The 16,906-nt window shown below is 70.2% G+C and carries 10 protein-coding genes and 1 pseudogene; 4 read left to right on the forward strand and 7 right to left on the reverse strand.

Annotated elements, in window-relative coordinates; translation table 11 throughout:
* Positions 1 to 124 precede the first annotated feature (124 nt).
* The 5 genes from ACFZDA_RS28205 to ACFZDA_RS28225 all read right to left on the reverse strand — a co-directional run bounded on the left by ACFZDA_RS28205 (position 125) and on the right by ACFZDA_RS28225 (position 6,044).
* Complete coding sequence (locus ACFZDA_RS28205) at positions 125 to 796, reverse strand: FCD domain-containing protein (RefSeq protein WP_391086767.1); 672 nt, start codon at positions 794 to 796, stop codon at positions 125 to 127.
* A gap of 128 nt (positions 797 to 924) precedes the next feature.
* Positions 925 to 2,541, reverse strand: a complete 1,617-nt coding sequence (locus tag ACFZDA_RS28210; protein ID WP_391086769.1) for an FAD-dependent oxidoreductase — start codon at positions 2,539 to 2,541, stop codon at positions 925 to 927.
* Positions 2,542 to 2,549: 8 nt separating this feature from the next.
* Positions 2,550 to 4,088 carry a glycerol kinase GlpK gene (gene glpK / locus ACFZDA_RS28215; protein WP_391086771.1) on the reverse strand — a complete coding sequence of 513 codons (1,539 nt, stop codon included), beginning with the start codon at positions 4,086 to 4,088 and terminating at the stop codon, positions 2,550 to 2,552.
* Positions 4,089 to 4,171: 83 nt separating this feature from the next.
* Positions 4,172 to 4,966, reverse strand: coding sequence for an MIP family channel protein (locus ACFZDA_RS28220; RefSeq protein ID WP_391086773.1), 795 nt, complete (start codon positions 4,964 to 4,966; stop codon positions 4,172 to 4,174).
* A 304-nt stretch (positions 4,967 to 5,270) separates the two neighbouring features.
* Positions 5,271 to 6,044, reverse strand: coding sequence for an IclR family transcriptional regulator (locus ACFZDA_RS28225; RefSeq protein ID WP_020276830.1), 774 nt, complete (start codon positions 6,042 to 6,044; stop codon positions 5,271 to 5,273).
* A gap of 340 nt (positions 6,045 to 6,384) precedes the next feature.
* Here ACFZDA_RS28225 and metH point away from each other — a divergent pair, with 340 nt between their 5' ends.
* From metH to ACFZDA_RS28245, 4 genes are all read left to right on the forward strand, one after another.
* A complete protein-coding gene (metH, locus tag ACFZDA_RS28230; RefSeq protein WP_391086775.1) occupies positions 6,385 to 9,897 on the forward strand; it encodes a methionine synthase in 3,513 nt (1,170 codons plus the stop codon).
* A 178-nt stretch (positions 9,898 to 10,075) separates the two neighbouring features.
* A complete protein-coding gene (locus ACFZDA_RS28235) occupies positions 10,076 to 10,777 on the forward strand; it encodes an HAD-IA family hydrolase (protein WP_391086777.1) in 702 nt (233 codons plus the stop codon).
* 409 nt (positions 10,778 to 11,186) lie between these two features.
* Positions 11,187 to 12,791, forward strand: coding sequence for an ABC transporter substrate-binding protein (locus ACFZDA_RS28240; RefSeq protein ID WP_391086779.1), 1,605 nt, complete (start codon positions 11,187 to 11,189; stop codon positions 12,789 to 12,791).
* Between the two features lie 108 nt (positions 12,792 to 12,899).
* Positions 12,900 to 14,483, forward strand: coding sequence for an ABC transporter substrate-binding protein (locus ACFZDA_RS28245; protein WP_391086781.1), 1,584 nt, complete (start codon positions 12,900 to 12,902; stop codon positions 14,481 to 14,483).
* A gap of 94 nt (positions 14,484 to 14,577) precedes the next feature.
* Here ACFZDA_RS28245 and ACFZDA_RS28250 read toward each other — a convergent pair whose 3' ends face one another.
* Both ACFZDA_RS28250 and ACFZDA_RS28255 read right to left on the reverse strand, forming a co-directional pair.
* A complete protein-coding gene (locus ACFZDA_RS28250) occupies positions 14,578 to 15,249 on the reverse strand; it encodes a response regulator transcription factor (protein WP_010045368.1) in 672 nt (223 codons plus the stop codon).
* Between the two features lie 14 nt (positions 15,250 to 15,263).
* A pseudogene (locus tag ACFZDA_RS28255) lies at positions 15,264 to 16,299 on the reverse strand (RecB family exonuclease).
* Positions 16,300 to 16,906: the final 607 nt, after the last annotated feature.

A 16,906-nucleotide genomic window follows, 5' to 3' on the forward strand; every position in this document is an offset into this window, starting at 1 on the left:
CCCCAACCTTACGGCGTGCCAAGGGGGCGCCCGCAGCCCCCTCGCAGGGGGAGTGACCCCATCACTGCCCCGTGATCCACCCCTGAACACCCCGGAGTCGTCCAAGCTGTCCGTGAGGCCCTGGTCACAGCGTGGAGCGCAGCCACTGCTCCACGCTCGCGATGTGCACCGTCGCCCACGAGCGTGCCGCCTCGGCGTCCCGGTCGCGCAGGGCCGCCAGGATCGCCCGGTGCTCGCGCAGCGTGCGGCCGACCGCGTCCTCCTGGGTCAGGCCGCGCCAGATCCGGGCCCGGGTGGTGGGGCCCGACAGGCCGTCGAGCAGCGAGCACAGCACGGAGTTGCCCGAGCTCTGCACGATGCCCCGGTGGAACTCCAGGTCGCAGGCGACGAGGTCCTCGACGGACGGGTCGTCGCCGAGCTTGTCCAGCTGGGCCGTGAGCGCGTCGAGCTGCTGCTCGCTGATCCGGAGGGCCGCCGCGGCCGTCGCCGCCGGTTCCAGGATCCGGCGCACGGCCAGGAACTCCAGGACCGTGTCGTCGCGGTGGAAGTCCACGACGAAGCTCAGCGCCTCCAGCAGGAGCTGCGGGTCGAGGCTGGTGACGTAGGTGCCGTCGCCCTGCCGGACGTCCAGGATCCGGATGAGGGACAGCGCGCGCACGGCCTCCCGCAGGGAGTTGCGGGACAGGCCGAGGTCGGCGGCGAGTTCGCTCTCCTTGGGCAGCCGGTCGCCCGGCCGCAGCGCGCCGGAGACGATCATGCCCTTGATCTTCTCGATCGCCTCGTCGGTGACTGCCATGGCCGGCCTCCCTGTCGATCAGGCCTCCGATGTATCAGGTCATTATGGGGGTCCGGAACGCGGAAGGGGCGGCTCCGTCGGTGTGGAACCGCCCCTTGCTGCGAGGGGACCCCTCTCCCGGGCCGGGCCTACTTCTTGTCGAGCAGGTCCTGGACCTTGGCGCGGACGTCGTCCGTGGCCAGGCCGCGGATCGTCAGCGTCGTGCGGCGGCGCAGCACGTCGTCCTGCGTCTCGGCCCACTCGTGGTCCCGGGCCCAGACGACCTGCGCCCAGATCTCCGGGGCGTCCGGGTGGACGCGCTCGGCGAGCTCGGGGCTCTCGTTGGCCAGGCGGGCGATGTCGAAGGCCAGCGAGCCGTAGTGGGTGGCCAGGTGCCTGGCGGTGTCGGCCGCCATGCGCGGGCCGGGCGCCGGGCGGTCGGTCAGCAGCCGGTGGGCGACCGCGCGCGGGTTGGCGATGCCGGGCAGCGGCAGCTTCTTCGGCAGCGAGCTGATGGGCTCGAAGTCGTCGCCCAGCGGGTGGCCCGGCAGCGACTCCAGCTTCTTCATGATCGTGCGGCCGATGTGCCGGAACGTCGTCCACTTGCCGCCCGCGACGGACAGCATGCCGCCCTTGCCCTCGGTCACCACCGTCTCGCGCTTGGCCTTCGCGGTGTCGCCGGGGCCGCCCGGCAGCACGCGCAGACCGGCGAAGGCGTACGTGATGAGGTCGCGGCTCAGCTGCTGGTCGCGGACGGAGAAGGCGGCCTCGTCGAGGATCTGGGATATGTCCTGCTCGGTGACCGCGACATCCGCCGGATCGCCCTCGAACTCCTCGTCGGTGGTGCCGAGGAGCAGCATGTCCTCCCACGGGAGGGCGAAGGTGATGCGGTACTTGTCGATCGGGGTGGCGAGCGCGGCCTTCCAGTGGGAGGTGCGCTTCAGGACGAGGTGCGCGCCCTTCGACAGGCGGATGGACGGGGCCGCGTTCGGGTCCTCCAGCTTCCGCAGGTGGTCGACCCACGGTCCGGTCGCGTTCAGCACCAGCCGGGCGCTGACGCCGAACTCGTCGCCGGACAGCCGGTCCCTGAGCTCGGCGCCGGTGACGCGGCCCTGGGTGAAGCGCAGGCCCGTCACCTCGGCGTGGTTGAGGACGACCGCGCCCGCCTCCACAGCGCCGCGGACCGTCATCAGCGCCATGCGCGCGTCGTTCATCTGGTCGTCGCCGTACACGGCCACGGCCTTGAGGTTCTCGGTGCGCAGCTCGGGCACGTCCTGCGCGGCCTTGGCCGGCGAGAGGAGATGCCCGACGCCGTCACCGAAGGCCGACAGAGCGGAGTAGGCGAAGACGCCCGCCCCGAGCTTCGCCGCGCCGTGCGGCCCGCCCTTGTACACGGGGAGGTAGAACGTGAGCGGGTTCGCCAGGTGGGGAGCCACCTGCCGGGAGACCGCACGGCGCTCGAAGTGGTTCTCCGCCACCAGCTTCACGGCGCCGGTCTGGAGGTAGCGCAGACCGCCGTGGAGCAGCTTGGAGGATGCGGAGGAGGTGGCACCGGCGAAGTCGCCGGCGTCGACCAGAGCCACCCTGAGGCCGGACTGCGCGGCGTGCCAGGCGGTGGAGATGCCCAGGATGCCGCCGCCGATCACGAGAAGGTCGTACGACGCCTTGGCGAGCTGCTCCCTGGTCTCGGCTCGGCTCGGGTTCGAGCCGGAGGACGGGCGCGTCCCCAGGGCAGGCACGGACTTCAGGGTGGACTGAGTGGTCATGCTGTTTCTTACTCCTCGTCCTCGAGCCAGCCCATGGTCCGCTCGACGGCCTTGAGCCAGTTCTTGTACTCACGGGCGCGGGTGTCCGCGTCCATGCGGGGGGTCCACTCGGCGGCCCGGCGCCAGTTGGCGCGCAGGTCGTCGGTGCTGTTCCAGAAGCCGACGGCGAGACCGGCGGCGTAGGCGGCGCCGAGGCAGGTGGTCTCGGCGACCATCGGGCGCACCACGGGCGCGTCGACGAAGTCGGCCAGTGTCTGCATCAGCAGGTTGTTGGAGGTCATGCCGCCGTCGACCTTCAGGGCGGCGAGCTCCACGCCGGAGTCCTTCGTCATGGCGTCGGCGATCTCGCGGGTCTGCCAGGCGGTCGCCTCCAGGACGGCACGGGCCAGGTGCGCCTTGGTGACGTACCGGGTCAGGCCGGCGATCACACCGCGGGCGTCGGAGCGCCAGTACGGGGCGAACAGGCCGGAGAAGGCCGGCACGAAGTAGGCACCGCCGTTGTCCTCCACCGACAGCGCGAGCGTCTCGATCTCGGCGGCCGTGGAGATCAGGCCCATCTGGTCGCGCATCCACTGCACCAGCGAGCCGGTGACGGCGATCGAGCCCTCCAGGGCGTAGACCGTGTCCTGGTCGCCGATCTTGTAGCCGACGGTGGTCAGCAGGCCGCTGTACGAGTTGATGATCTTGTCACCGGTGTTCATCACCATGAAGGTGCCGGTGCCGTACGTCGACTTGGTCTCGCCCTCGGCGAAACAGGTCTGGCCGAACAGGGCCGCCTGCTGGTCGCCGAGCGCGGAGGCGACCGGGATGCCGCCGAGCAGATCGCCCAGCTTGCCGCCGGTGATCTCGCCGTAGACCTCGGCGGAGGAGCGGATCTCGGGCAGGATCCGCTTCGGGACACCGATGGACTCGCAGATCCTGTCGTCCCACTCCATGGTGTGCAGGTTCATCAGCAGCGTGCGCGAGGCGTTGGTGACGTCCGTGACGTGCTTGCCGCCGTCGACACCGCCGGTCAGGTTCCAGATGACCCAGCTGTCCATGGTGCCGAAGAGGATGTCGCCCGCCTCGGCGCGCTCCTTCAGTCCGTCGACGTTGTCGAGCAGCCAGCGGGCCTTGGGACCGGCGAAGTAGGAGGCGAGGGGGAGGCCCGTCTCGCGGCGGAAGCGGTCCTGGCCGACGTTGCGGCCGAGCTCGCGGCAGAGGACGTCGGTGCGGGTGTCCTGCCAGACGATGGCGTTGTGGACGGGCTCACCGGTGTTCTTGTCCCACAGCACGGTCGTCTCGCGCTGGTTGGTGATGCCGATGGCCTTGATGTCGTCGCGGGTGATGCCGGCCTTCTCGATGGCCCCGGCGACGACCTCCTGGACGTTGGTCCAGATCTCGGTGGCGTTGTGCTCGACCCAGCCCGGCTTCGGGAAGATCTGCTCGTGTTCCTTCTGGTCGACGGACACGATCCGGCCGTCGCGGTCGAAGACGATGCAGCGGGACGAGGTGGTGCCCTGGTCGATGGCGGCGATGAACGGGCCGGCGGTGTGCGCGTCGGTCACTGTGTGCTCCTGATAATTCCGGGTTCAAGGGGCTTTACGTACGGCGCGTGCTGGAAGTTTCGCGACGGGCGCGAGGACTGCTTCTAGGCGAAAGCGACGTTGTAGATGCCTGCCGCGATGGCGCCGCCGATCAGCGGACCGGCCACCGGGACCCAGGCGTAGCCCCAGTCGGAGCCGCCCTTGTTGGGCAGGGGCAGCAGGGCGTGCACGATGCGCGGACCGAGGTCACGGGCCGGGTTGATCGCATAGCCCGTCGGGCCGCCCAGGGACAGGCCGATGGACACCACCACGAGCGCGGTGATCAGCGCGCCCAGCGTGCCCAGGCCGTTGCCCTTGTCGTTCAGGCCCTGGGTGAGCACGGCGAGTACCAGCACGATGGTGCCGATGATCTCCGTGGCGAGGTTCTGCCAGGCGACCCGGACCTCGGGCCCGGTGGAGAAGATGCCCAGCACGGGGCCGGCGGCCTTCTCCTGGGCCTCGACGGCCTTGGCCGTGGTGTCCTGCGCGCCCGGACCGCCGACGATCTCCCGGTCGGTGAGGTGGGCGTGGAACTGGCCGTAGTAGGCGATCCAGACCAGGGCGGCACCGATCATGGCGCCGAGGATCTGTCCGGCCCAGTAGACCGGGACGTTCTTCCAGTCGCCGTCCTTGATCGCGATCGCCAGCGTCACGGCCGGGTTCAGATGGGCGCCGGACAGCGGCGCCGAGGTGTAGACCGCCGTGAGCACCGCGAAGCCCCACCCGAAGGTGATGGCGAGCCAGCCGGCGTTACGGGCCTTGGAGGCCTTCAGTGTGACGGCGGCGCAGACCCCGCCGCCGAGGAGGATGAGTATGGCGGTACCGATGGTCTCGCCGATGAAGATGTCGGAGCTGGACACCCGCGACTCCTTTGTCCTTCGTCCAGGGGTGAAGTTCTGTACCGGCCTGGCGTTGTCACACTCTAGCGCGTATTGCCGGTAGCTGTTCGACAATGTCGACCGATGGACGGGAGTCTTGCTTCGGCGTTACGAGCACGTCAAGGGCTGTGTTGTCGAAAACACGATCGTTACTGATCGCCGCGGCCCCGTGGATCTCCGGCGGGGATCTCCGCCGGTCTCCAGTAGGGATCTCCGGTGGCCGGTGAGCAGGGGCATGCCGAAGACCGGACCGCCCTGTGGCGCCCCGGTCCGGCCTCGTGTCCCGTCAGAACCGCCCGGCACCCAGATCCCGCGACACCGCGCGGGCGCAGTCCCGGACCGCCGCGATCAGCTCGGGGCGCAGCGCTCGCTCTTCGTCGGGCCGGCACAGCCGCTCCACGGCGCCCGTGATGCCGACCGCGCCGACCGGCATGCGCCGCCGGTCGTGGATGGGCGCGGCCAGGGAGGCGACGCCCTCCCAGGTCTCCTCGACGTCCGCCGCGTACCCCCGCGCGCGGGTGACGTCCAGGATGTGCTCGAAGTCCTCCGGCTCGCACACGGTCCGGTCCGTGAACGCCTTGCGGTCGGCCTCCAGCGCCTCGCTGTGCGCCACCGGGTCGTAGGCGGAGAGCACCTTGCCCAGCGCCGTGGAGTGCAGCGGCTGCATGGCCCCGATCTCCAGGACCTGCCGGCTGTCGTCGGGCCGGAAGACGTGGTGCACGATCAGCACGCCCTGCTGGTGCAGCACGCCCAGGTAGACGCTCTCGCCGCTGGAGCGGGCCAGGTCGTCGGTCCACACCAGGGCCCGCGCCCGCAGCTCGTGCACATCGAGGTAGGTGGTGCCCAGGCGCAGCAGCTCCGCGCCGAGCTGGTAGCGCCCCGAGGTGTCGTCCTGCTCCACGAAGCCCTCCTGCTGGAGGGTGCGCAGGATCCCGTGGGCGGTGCCCTTGGCCAGGCCCAGCGACGAGGCGATGTCCGACAGGCCGAGCCGCCGCTCGCCGCCCGCGAGCAGCCGCAGCATCGCGGCCGCCCGCTCGAGCGACTGGATGTTCCGTGCCATCGCCGTACTGCCTCCGTCCCCTTCGAGCGCCGACCAGCGGCGCCCGCAGCCTTTGTTCGGCAATGCCGAACACTACCGGTCGATGCCGACCTCTCGCTAATGGCGGGTCACCATTTGTTGCGCCGGCGGGTCGTCACCCATGGCTCACCAGGGGCACAGCAGTGGGACATCAGTGCCACACGGCCGGTTCGGGACGCCACGCGCGTCCGTCCCGTGGACGCCCTGCCCATACCGGCCCGCGCCCGGTTAGGCTGGCGCGGTGCGCCGTTCCCCCGGATGCCCCCCGTGTGTCCGGGAAGCCGCATAGCCGACAGCCGTCGCACTCGAGGGAGCCCTTTACATGGCCTCGTTGCCACCGACCCCTTCCGACAGCCGGACCCGCGTGTCCGCCCTCCGAGAGGCCCTGGCCAGCCGTGTGGTCGTGGCCGACGGGGCCATGGGCACCATGCTCCAGGCGCAGGACCCGACGCTCGAGGACTTCGAGAATCTCGAAGGCTGTAACGAGATCCTGAACGTGACGCGGCCGGACATCGTCCGGTCGGTCCACGACGCGTACTTCGCGGTCGGCGTCGACTGCGTCGAGACCAACACCTTCGGCGCCAACCACACGGCCGCGACGGAGTACGAGATCTCCGACCGGGTGCACGAACTGTCCGAGGCGGGTGCCCGGATCGCCCGCGAGGCGGCCGACGAGTACGCCGCCCGGGACGGCCGGCCGCGCTGGGTGCTCGGCTCGATCGGCCCCGGCACCAAGCTGCCCACGCTGGGCCATGTCGCCTACAGCACCATCCGTGACGGCTACCAGGCCAACGCCGAGGGCCTGCTCGCCGGCGGCGCCGACGCGCTGCTCGTGGAGACCACGCAGGACCTGCTCCAGACGAAGGCCTCCGTCCTCGGCGCCCGCCGGGCCATGGAGGCCACCGGCGTCGAGGTGCCCCTGCTGTGCTCGATGGCCTTCGAGACCACCGGCACCATGCTGCTCGGCTCCGAGATCGGCGCGGCGCTGACCGCGCTGGAGCCGCTCGGCATCGACATGATCGGCCTGAACTGCTCCACCGGCCCCGCCGAGATGAGCGAGCACCTGCGCTATCTGACGCGCCACTCGCGCATCCCCCTGCTGTGCATGCCGAACGCAGGCCTGCCGATCCTCACCAAGGACGGCGCCCACTTCCCGCTCGACCCCGAGGGCCTGGCCGACGCCCAGCAGAACTTCGTCCGGGACTACGGCCTGTCCCTGGTCGGCGGCTGCTGCGGCACCACGCCGGAGCACCTGCGGCAGCTGGTGGAGCGCGTCCGGGACGTCGCCCCGAGCGAGCGCGCCCCGCAGCCCGAGCCGGGCGCGGCGTCGCTGTACCAGAGCGTGCCGTTCCGGCAGGACACCTCCTACCTGGCCATCGGCGAGCGCACCAACGCCAACGGCTCGAAGAAGTTCCGCGAGGCCATGCTGGAGGGCCGCTGGGACGACTGTGTGGAGATGGCCCGCGAGCAGATCCGCGAGGGCGCGCACATGCTCGACCTGTGCGTGGACTACGTCGGCCGCGACGGCGTGGCCGACATGGAGGAGCTGGCGGGCCGCTTCGCCACCGCCTCCACGCTGCCGATCGTGCTGGACTCCACCGAGGTCGACGTGATCCGGGCGGGTCTGGAGAAGCTCGGCGGCCGCGCGGTGATCAACTCGGTGAACTACGAGGACGGCGCCGGCCCCGAGTCCCGCTTCGCCAAGGTCACCCAGCTCGCCAGGGAGCACGGCGCCGCCCTGATCGCGCTGACCATCGACGAGGAGGGCCAGGCCCGCACGGCCGAGAAGAAGGTCGAGATCGCCGAACGGCTCATCGACGACCTGACCGGGAACTGGGGCATCCACGAGGAGGACATCCTCGTCGACTGTCTGACCTTCACCATCTGCACCGGCCAGGAGGAGTCCCGCAAGGACGGCATCGCCACCATCGAGGGCATCCGCGAGCTGAAGCGGCGCCACCCGAAGGTGCAGACCACGCTGGGTCTGTCCAACATCTCCTTCGGCCTCAACCCGGCCGCCCGCATCCTGCTCAACTCCGTCTTCCTCGACGAGTGCGTCAAGGCGGGCCTGGACTCGGCGATCGTGCACGCGAGCAAGATCCTGCCGATCGCCCGCTTCAGCGAGGAGGAGGTCCAGACGGCTCTGGACCTCATCCACGACCGCCGCGCCGAGGGCTACGACCCCCTCCAGAAGCTGATGCAGCTGTTCGAGGGCGCCACCGCCAAGTCCCTCAAGGCCGGCAAGGCCGAGGAGCTGGCCGCCCTGCCGCTGGACGAGCGCCTGAAGCGGCGCATCATCGACGGCGAGCGCAACGGTCTGGAGGCCGACCTCGACGAGGCCCTGCAGTCCCGCCCGGCCCTGGACATCGTCAACGAGACGCTGCTGGAGGGCATGAAGGTCGTCGGCGAGCTGTTCGGATCCGGCCAGATGCAGCTGCCGTTCGTGCTGCAGTCCGCCGAGGTGATGAAGACGGCCGTCGCCCACCTCGAACCGCACATGGAGAAGACCGACGAGGCCGGCAAGGGCACCATCGTGCTGGCCACCGTCCGCGGCGACGTGCACGACATCGGCAAGAACCTCGTCGACATCATCCTGACCAACAACGGCTACAACGTCGTCAACCTGGGCATCAAGCAGCCGGTCTCCGCGATCCTGGACGCCGCCGAGGAGCACAAGGCCGACGTCATCGGCATGTCCGGTCTCCTGGTCAAGTCCACCGTGATCATGAAGGAGAACCTGGAGGAGCTGAACCAGCGCGACCTGGCGGCCAAGTACCCGGTCATCCTCGGCGGCGCCGCCCTCACCCGCGCCTACGTCGAGCAGGACCTGCACGAGATCTACGAGGGCGAGGTCCGCTATGCCCGCGACGCCTTCGAGGGCCTGCGCCTGATGGACGCCCTGATCGGCGTCAAGCGGGGCGTGCCCGGCGCGAAGCTGCCCGAGCTGAAGCAGCGCCGCGTGCGGGCCACCGCGCCGGCCGCCGTCGAGGAGCGCCCCGAGGAGGGGCACGTCCGCTCCGACGTCGCCACCGACAACCCCGTCCCCACCCCGCCCTTCCGCGGCACCCGCGTGATCAAGGGCATCCAGCTCAAGGAGTACGCGAGCTGGCTCGACGAGGGCGCCCTGTTCAAGGGCCAGTGGGGCCTGAAGCAGGCCCGCACCGGCGAGGGCCCGTCGTACGAGGAACTGGTCGAGAGCGAGGGCCGGCCCCGGCTGCGCGGGCTGCTGGACAAGCTCCAGACGGAGAACCTGCTGGAGGCGGCCGTGGTCTACGGCTACTTCCCGTGCGTCTCCAAGGACGACGACCTGATCATCCTGGACGAGCAGGGCAACGAGCGCACCCGCTTCACCTTCCCGCGCCAGCGCCGCGGCCGGCGTCTGTGCCTGGCCGACTTCTTCCGCCCGGAGGAGTCCGGCGAGACCGACGTCGTGGGCCTCCAGGTCGTCACCGTCGGCTCGCGCATCGGCGAGGAGACCGCGCGGCTCTTCGAGGCCAACGCCTACCGCGACTACCTCGAACTGCACGGCCTGTCCGTGCAGCTGGCCGAGGCGCTCGCCGAGTACTGGCACGCGCGCGTGCGCTCCGAACTCGGCTACGCCGGCGAGGACCCCGACGAGATGCAGGGCATGTTCGAGCTGAAGTACCGGGGCGCCCGCTTCTCCCTCGGCTACGGCGCCTGCCCCAACCTGGAGGATCGCGCGAAGATCGCCGACCTGCTCCAGCCGGAGCGCATCGGCGTCCACCTGTCCGAGGAGTTCCAGCTGCACCCCGAGCAGTCCACGGACGCCATCGTGATCCACCACCCCGAGGCGAAGTACTTCAACGCCCGCTGAGCAACCCGTCGGGCACATCGGGCACACGCCACAGCGCCCCCCGGCGTATGCACGGTGTGCCCGGCGGCACAGCGGTTAAACGAGGCACTTCGGCCGCACACGACGTAGACTGGTCGGTCCACTGCAGGCCGGTTCCCCCGTGGGAACCGGCCTGATCGTCCCTCAAGGAGGTAGGTGGATGACCAGTACGGTCCCCGCGCTCGGTACACGTACGGCCGAGGGCTCGGCCCTGCAGGCCGTGCTCCTCGACATGGACGGCACCCTGGTGGACACGGAGGGCTTCTGGTGGGACGTCGAGGTCGAGGTCTTCGCCTCCCTCGGCCACAGGCTGGACGAGTCCTGGCGCCATGTCGTGGTCGGCGGCCCCATGACCCGCAGCGCGGGGTTCCTGATCGAGGCCACCGGCGCGGACATCCCCCTCGACGAGCTCACGGTCCTGCTGAACGACGGCTTCGAGGAGCGCATCGGCCGCGCCCTGCCGCTGATGCCCGGCGCCGGCCGGCTGCTGGCCGAGCTGTACGAGTACGAGATCCCCACAGCCCTGGTCTCCGCCTCACACCGCCGCATCATCGACCGGGTGCTGACCTCCCTGGGCGCGCACCACTTCGCCCTCTCGGTGGCCGGAGACGAGGTCCCGCGCACCAAGCCCCACCCGGACCCGTACCTGGCGGCCGCCGCCGGCCTGGGCGCCGACCCCGCCCGGTGTGCCGTCATCGAGGACACCGCGACCGGAGTCGCCGCGGCCGAGGCCGCGGGCTGCCAGGTCGTGGCGGTGCCCTCCGTGGCCCCCATCGCCCCGGCCCTCCGGCGTACGGTCGTCACCTCTCTCGAAGAGGTCGACCTGACATTTCTGCACGGTCTGATGACGGAAATGCGCTAGGTGTTCACCCAGCGTGCAGCGGTGTTAGGACGGTAATTCCGAAGGTGAATTCGAACTCCTCCGGATGACTGAATTCCCGTACCTTCGCACCCGTTTACGGGTGTGACGTTCCCCACGCGATCCGGGGTCGACAGCGGGGCCGCCGTGTGCCGCACACCCCCTCCAGGGGCCTGTCGGCGTGCCTTTGTGTCCCGATTGATGGACGGCTGCACCAAAGCTTCCGCTGTCAGGTTTTCGGTGTGTCCACGCCCGGTTCCGCAGCGTGATGGGCCCTCAACTCCGGTGACTGCGAACCCTCCTGCCGGCCGCGACTAATCTCGTCGCGAGAACATCGCCCCACCCCCGTGATCCGCTGCGCCACCCCTGCATGCCGGGTACACGGAGTCGACAGCTCTGGAGAAACTCGAGCATGAACCGCAAGACTTTGGTGCTGCCGGCCGTGATCGGCCTGCTCGCGCCGGTGCTCGCCGCCTGCGGCGGGTCCGACAGCGGGAGCGACAACGGCGACGCGATCGTCGTCGGCACCACCGACCGGTTCACTGCCTCGAACGACGCCCCCGCACCCCTCGACCCGGCGTACGCCTACGACGTCGGCACCTGGAACATCCTGCGCCAGACCGTGCAGACCCTGATGATCCAGCCGCGCGGCGAGGGTGAGCCGGTACCCGAGGCCGCCGAGCGGTGCGGCTTCACCGACACCGGCAACGAGCGCTACGCCTGCACCCTGCGCGACGGCCTGAAGTTCGCGAACGGCGACCCCGTCACCGCGGCCGACGTCAAGTACTCCATCGACCGCGCCCGTTCCCTCAAGGCCGACAGCGGCGTCTTCGCGCTGCTGTCCACCATCGACACCGTCGAGACGCAGGGCGACCGCGAGGTCATCTTCCACCTCAAGACCGCCGACGCGACCTTCCCGTACAAGCTGTCGACCCCGGTCGCCGGCATCGTCGACCCCGACGACTACCCGAAGAACAAGCTGCGCGACGGCTTCGACCTCGAGGGCTCCGGTCCGTACAAGCTCACGGCCGAGGTCGAGAACAACGAGATGGTCAAGGCCCGGTTCACCCGCAACCCCCACTACAAGGGCAGCCTGACGGTGAACAACGACAAGGTCGAGATGGTCTCCTTCAAGGACGCCGACGCCATGGGCACCGCGCTGAACAAGGGCGACATCGACCTGATGACCCGCGCGATGTCGCCGGAGCAGATCCGCAAGCTCTCCGGCGACGCGGACACCGGCATCGACCTCGTCGAGATGCCCGGCCTGGAGATCCGCTACCTGGGTTTCAACACCGACGCCCCGACCGTGAAGTCCAAGGCCGTACGACAGGCGATGGCCCAGGTCGTCAACCGCAGCGCGCTGGTCTCCAAGGTCTACGGCTCCCAGGCCGAGCCGCTGTACTCGCTCGTCCCGGCCAGCGTCACCGGCCACTCCAACTCGTTCTTCAACAAGTACGGTGACCCCAGCGTCACCAAGGCGCGCTCGCTGCTGAACCAGGCGAACATCACCACCCCGGTGAAGCTCACGCTGCACTACACGACCGACCACTACGGTCCGGCCACCAAGCAGGAGTTCGAGGTCCTCCGTGACCAGCTGAACTCCAGCGGCCTGTTCGACGTCGGCATCAAGGGCACGCCGTGGGACACCTTCCGCCCGGCCGAGAAGAAGGGCAAGTACGACGTCTACGGGATGGGCTGGTTCCCGGACTTCCCGGACGCCGACAACTTCCTCGCGCCGTTCCTGGACAAGGACAACACCCTCGGCTCGCCGTACGACAACGGCCGGATCCGGGGCACCCTGATCCCGGAGTCCCGCCGTGAGGCGGACCGGTTGTCCGCCGCCACCAGCCTGACGGACATTCAGGACATCGTCGCCTCCGACGTGCCGGTGCTGCCGCTGTGGCAGGGCAAGCAGTACGTCGCCGCGCGCGACGACATCACGGGTACCGCCTACGCCCTCAACTCCTCGTCGACGCTCCAGTTGTGGGAGCTCGGCCGGGGCGTGAGTGGCTGACGGACCCACAGGAACCCCGGGGCCGGTGACCGCGGCCCCCGGGGAACCGTGCCCCGGAGCCAGGGACATGCTCCGGGCGTTCTCGAGAACCGACGACAGGGCACACACGTGAACATACGCAACCAGTGGCCGGTCCTGCCCCTCGTGGCGGGGCTCGCCTCCGGCCTGCTGACCGGCTGTGGCACGGAGACCGGAGACTCCGCGGGGGACGGCTCCAACGTGGTGGTGGGGATGTCCGACGACGTCCTGGCCACCGACCCGGCCTCCGGCTACGACCCAGGCTCCTGGCTGTTGTTCAACAACGTCTTCCAGTCGCTGCTCAGCTTCCCCAAGGGCGCAACGGAACCCCAGCCGGAGGCCGCCGAGAGCTGCGCCTTCAGCGACACGCAGACCACGGTCTTCAAGTGCACGCTGAAGGACGGCCTGAAGTTCAGCAACGGCGACGCGCTCACCTCCGAGGACGTCAAGTTCTCCTTCGACCGCATGCTGAAGATCAACGACCCCGACGGGCCCGCGATCATGTTCCCCACGCTGGAGAAGGTCCAGACGCCGGACGAGAAGACGGTCGTCTTCCGGCTCAACACGGCCGACGCCACCTTCCCGAGCAAGATCGCCTCCGGCGCCGGCTCCATCGTCGACCACCGCCAGTACGACGCGGACGGGCTGCGCAAGGACGGCAAGGCCGTCGGCTCCGGCCCCTACCGACTCGACTCGTTCGACGACAAGCAGGCCGTCTTCTCCGTCAACGAGAACTACAAGGGCACCGCCAAGGTGAAGAACGCCGGCGTGACCCTCAAGTTCTTCGACGGCGACCAGACCGCCCTGAAGCAGGCGATCCAGGCCGGGGACGTCGACATCGCCTACCGCGGCCTGACCGCCGGCGACATCGCGGACATGGAGAAGGCCGACGACGGCACCGGCGTCGAGGTCGTCGAGGGCAGCAGCGCCGAGGTCCAGCACCTGGTGTTCAACATGAACGACCCGGTCGCCGGAAAGGCCGGCGTACGCAAGGCCATCGCCCACCTGATCGACCGCGAAGCCCTCATCAAGAACGTCTACCAGGGCACCGCGACCCCGCTGTACTCGATCATCCCGGCCGGTATCGCTGGCCACAACACGGCCTTCTTCGACACCTACGGCGCCCGCCCCTCCCAGTCCAAGGCGGCCGACGCGCTGCGCGCCGACGGCATCACCGGCAAGGTCAAGCTGACCCTCTGGTCGACTCCGTCCCGCTACGGCCCCGCCACCGACCAGGAGCTGAACGCCATCGCCGGCCAGCTCAACGCGAGCGGCCTGTTCGACGCCACCGTCAAGTCCGTCCCCTTCGGCCAGTACGAGAAGGACATCGCCGCCGGCAAGTACGGCGTCTACGTGAAGGGCTGGGTGCCCGACTACCCGGACGCCGACAACTTCACGGCCCCCTTCTTCGGCAAGGGCAACGTGCTGGGCAACAACTACGACAACAGCACCATCACCGGCACGCTCATCCCGCGCACCGCCGCCGTGACCAACCGCGCCGCCACGGACCAGGAGTTCGGCGAGCTCCAGGACATCGTCGCCGACGAACTGCCCGTCCTGCCGGTGTGGCAGGCCAAGCAGTACGCGGTCGTCCGCGACGGCGTCTACGGACTGGAGTACTGCCTCGACGCGTCCACCGTGTTCCGCTTCTGGGAGCTGAGCAAGGACGCCTGACGCACCCGCGCGCGTGATGCAAGAGGGCGCGTGACGGAAGAGGGCGCTCCCTGCTGGGCAGGGGGCGCCCTCTGTGCGTCCGGTGCGCGGGTGGCTACTGCGCGCCGGGGCGCACCAGCCCGCTCTCGTACGCGTACACCGCGGCCTGTACGCGGTCGCGCAGGCCCAGCTTGGTGAGCACATGCCCGACGTGTGTCTTGACGGTGGTCTCGCTGACGAACAGGTCCGCGGCGATCTCCGCGTTGGACAGCCCGCGCGCCACCAGCTTCAGCACCTCCACCTCGCGGTCGGTGAGCGTGTGCAGGGTGTCCGGCACCGGCTCCTCGCCCGACGGCAGATGCGTGGCGTACTTGTCGAGGAGCCGCCTGGTGATGCTCGGCGCGAGCATCGCCTCGCCCGCGGCCACGACCCGGATCGCCTGCACCAACTCGTTGGCCGGGGCGTCCTTCAGCAGGAAGCCGCTGGCACCGGCCCGCAGGGCCTCCACCACGTACTCGTCGAGATCGAAGGTGGTCAGCACCAGGACCTTCGCCGGACCGTCCCGCCCGGGGCCGGTGATCTGACGGGTCGCCTCCACGCCGTCCATCCGCGGCATGCGGATGTCCATCAGGACCACGTCGGGCTGCAGTGCCCGCACCTGGTCCAGCGCCTGGAGGCCGTCTCCGGCCTCGCCGACGACCGCGAGGTCCTGCTCGGCCTCCAGGATCATCCGGAAGCCCGTACGGAGCAGTGGCTGGTCGTCGACCAGTAGGACGCGGATGGCCACGTAAGTCTCCTTCGCTAGTCCGGCCCCATTCTGCCCTGCGCGGGGCCGCCGGACTCAGCCGCCCTGGCCGGTCGCCGGCAGGGACAGCGGCAGCGGGTACGGCGGGGGAGTGCCGCCGAACTCCGGGCAGTGGGCCTGGTGGTCGCACCAGCCGCACAGCTTCGTGGGGCGCGGCCGCCAGTCACCCGTCTCGGTCGCCAGCCGGATCGCCTCCCACAGCGCGAGCAGCTTGCGCTCGACCCGCTCCAGGTCGGCGAGGACGGGGTCGTACGTCAGCACCTGGCCGCTGCCGAGATAGACCAGCTGGAGCCGCCTCGGGACCACGTTCTTCAGCCGCCAGACGACGAGGGCGTAGAACTTCATCTGGAACAGGGCGCCCTCGGAGTACTCGGGCCTGGGGGCCTTGCCCGTCTTGTAGTCGACGATGCGGACCTCGCCCGTGGGCGCCACGTCGACCCGGTCGATGATCCCGCGCAGCCGCAGCCCGGACTCCAGCTCGGCCTCGACGAACAGCTCCCGCTCGGCCGGCTCCAGCCGGCTGGGGTCCTCCAGGGTGAACCAGCGCTCGACGAGCTGTTCCGCCTCGCCCAGCCAGCGCGCCAGCCGCTCGCCCTGCGGATCGTCGGCGAACAGCTCCACGACTTCCGGCCGCGTCTCCCGCAGCCGGTCCCACTGGCCCGGGATCAGCGACTTCGCCCGGGGCGCCGTGCGCTCGGCCGCCGGGGCGTCGAAGAGGCGCTCCAGGACCGCGTGCACCAGCGTGCCCCTGGTCGCCGCCTCACTCGGTTTCTCCGGCAGCCGGTCGATCACCCGGAAGCGGTAGAGCAGCGGGCACTGCATGAAGTCACTGGCACGCGAGGGGGACAGCGAGGCGGGCGGTATGGCCGGGGGCGCGGTCCCGGCAGCCGTCTCGGCCGCCGTCTCCCCTGCCGTCTGCGCAGTCTCCGCGGTCTCGATGACCGCCCCCACGGGCCCGGCCGGGACCGGCGGATCCACCGCCGCGGCAGGACTGCTGTCGGGCTGCGCCGCGCCCTCGCTGCTCGTCTCCATGCCCCAGACCATACGGGCCGCCACTGACAGTGACGCAGCCGCGGTCACGCCGCGGGCAGGAGTGAGGAGGCGGGACCGAGGGAAACTCAGGGGTGCCGGGGCGGAAGGCGGCTCGACGGACGCATACCATCGACTCGAGACCCTCCCGTCCGGCAGGCGCGGGAGACGAAGCGAACGAGGGGACACCGGTGGACGAGAGCGGCGGGCGCGGGCAGCCGCGGTCCGGCAACGAGGAGTCGGCCGAGCGCCACGCAGGGCCTCCGGCCCGGGCCACCGACCCGACCCCCGCCGACGAACAGTCCACGGACGTACGGCGGTTCACCTCCATGAGCGACGACGACGCCCCTGCCACGACGCCGCCGACCCGACCGGCCGACAGCCCGTCCGGCCAGACCCCGGAACCGTCGGCGGACGAGCCCTCCGGCACCGACGGCCCGGCCGCGCGACCGACCCCCACCACCGACGACCCCCCGGAAGCGTCCCCCGACCCCGCCGAGGCCTCTACTGGCGGCGAGGACAACGGCAGCGGCCGTTCGCAGGGCGCAGCGGACGCGGACCGCCCCGGGGGCTCCGGTCACGACGCAGGCAGCCACCTTTCCGGGGGCGC

The organism is Streptomyces sp. NPDC007991 (assembly GCF_042958445.1).
Lineage (GTDB): Bacteria > Actinomycetota > Actinomycetes > Streptomycetales > Streptomycetaceae > Streptomyces.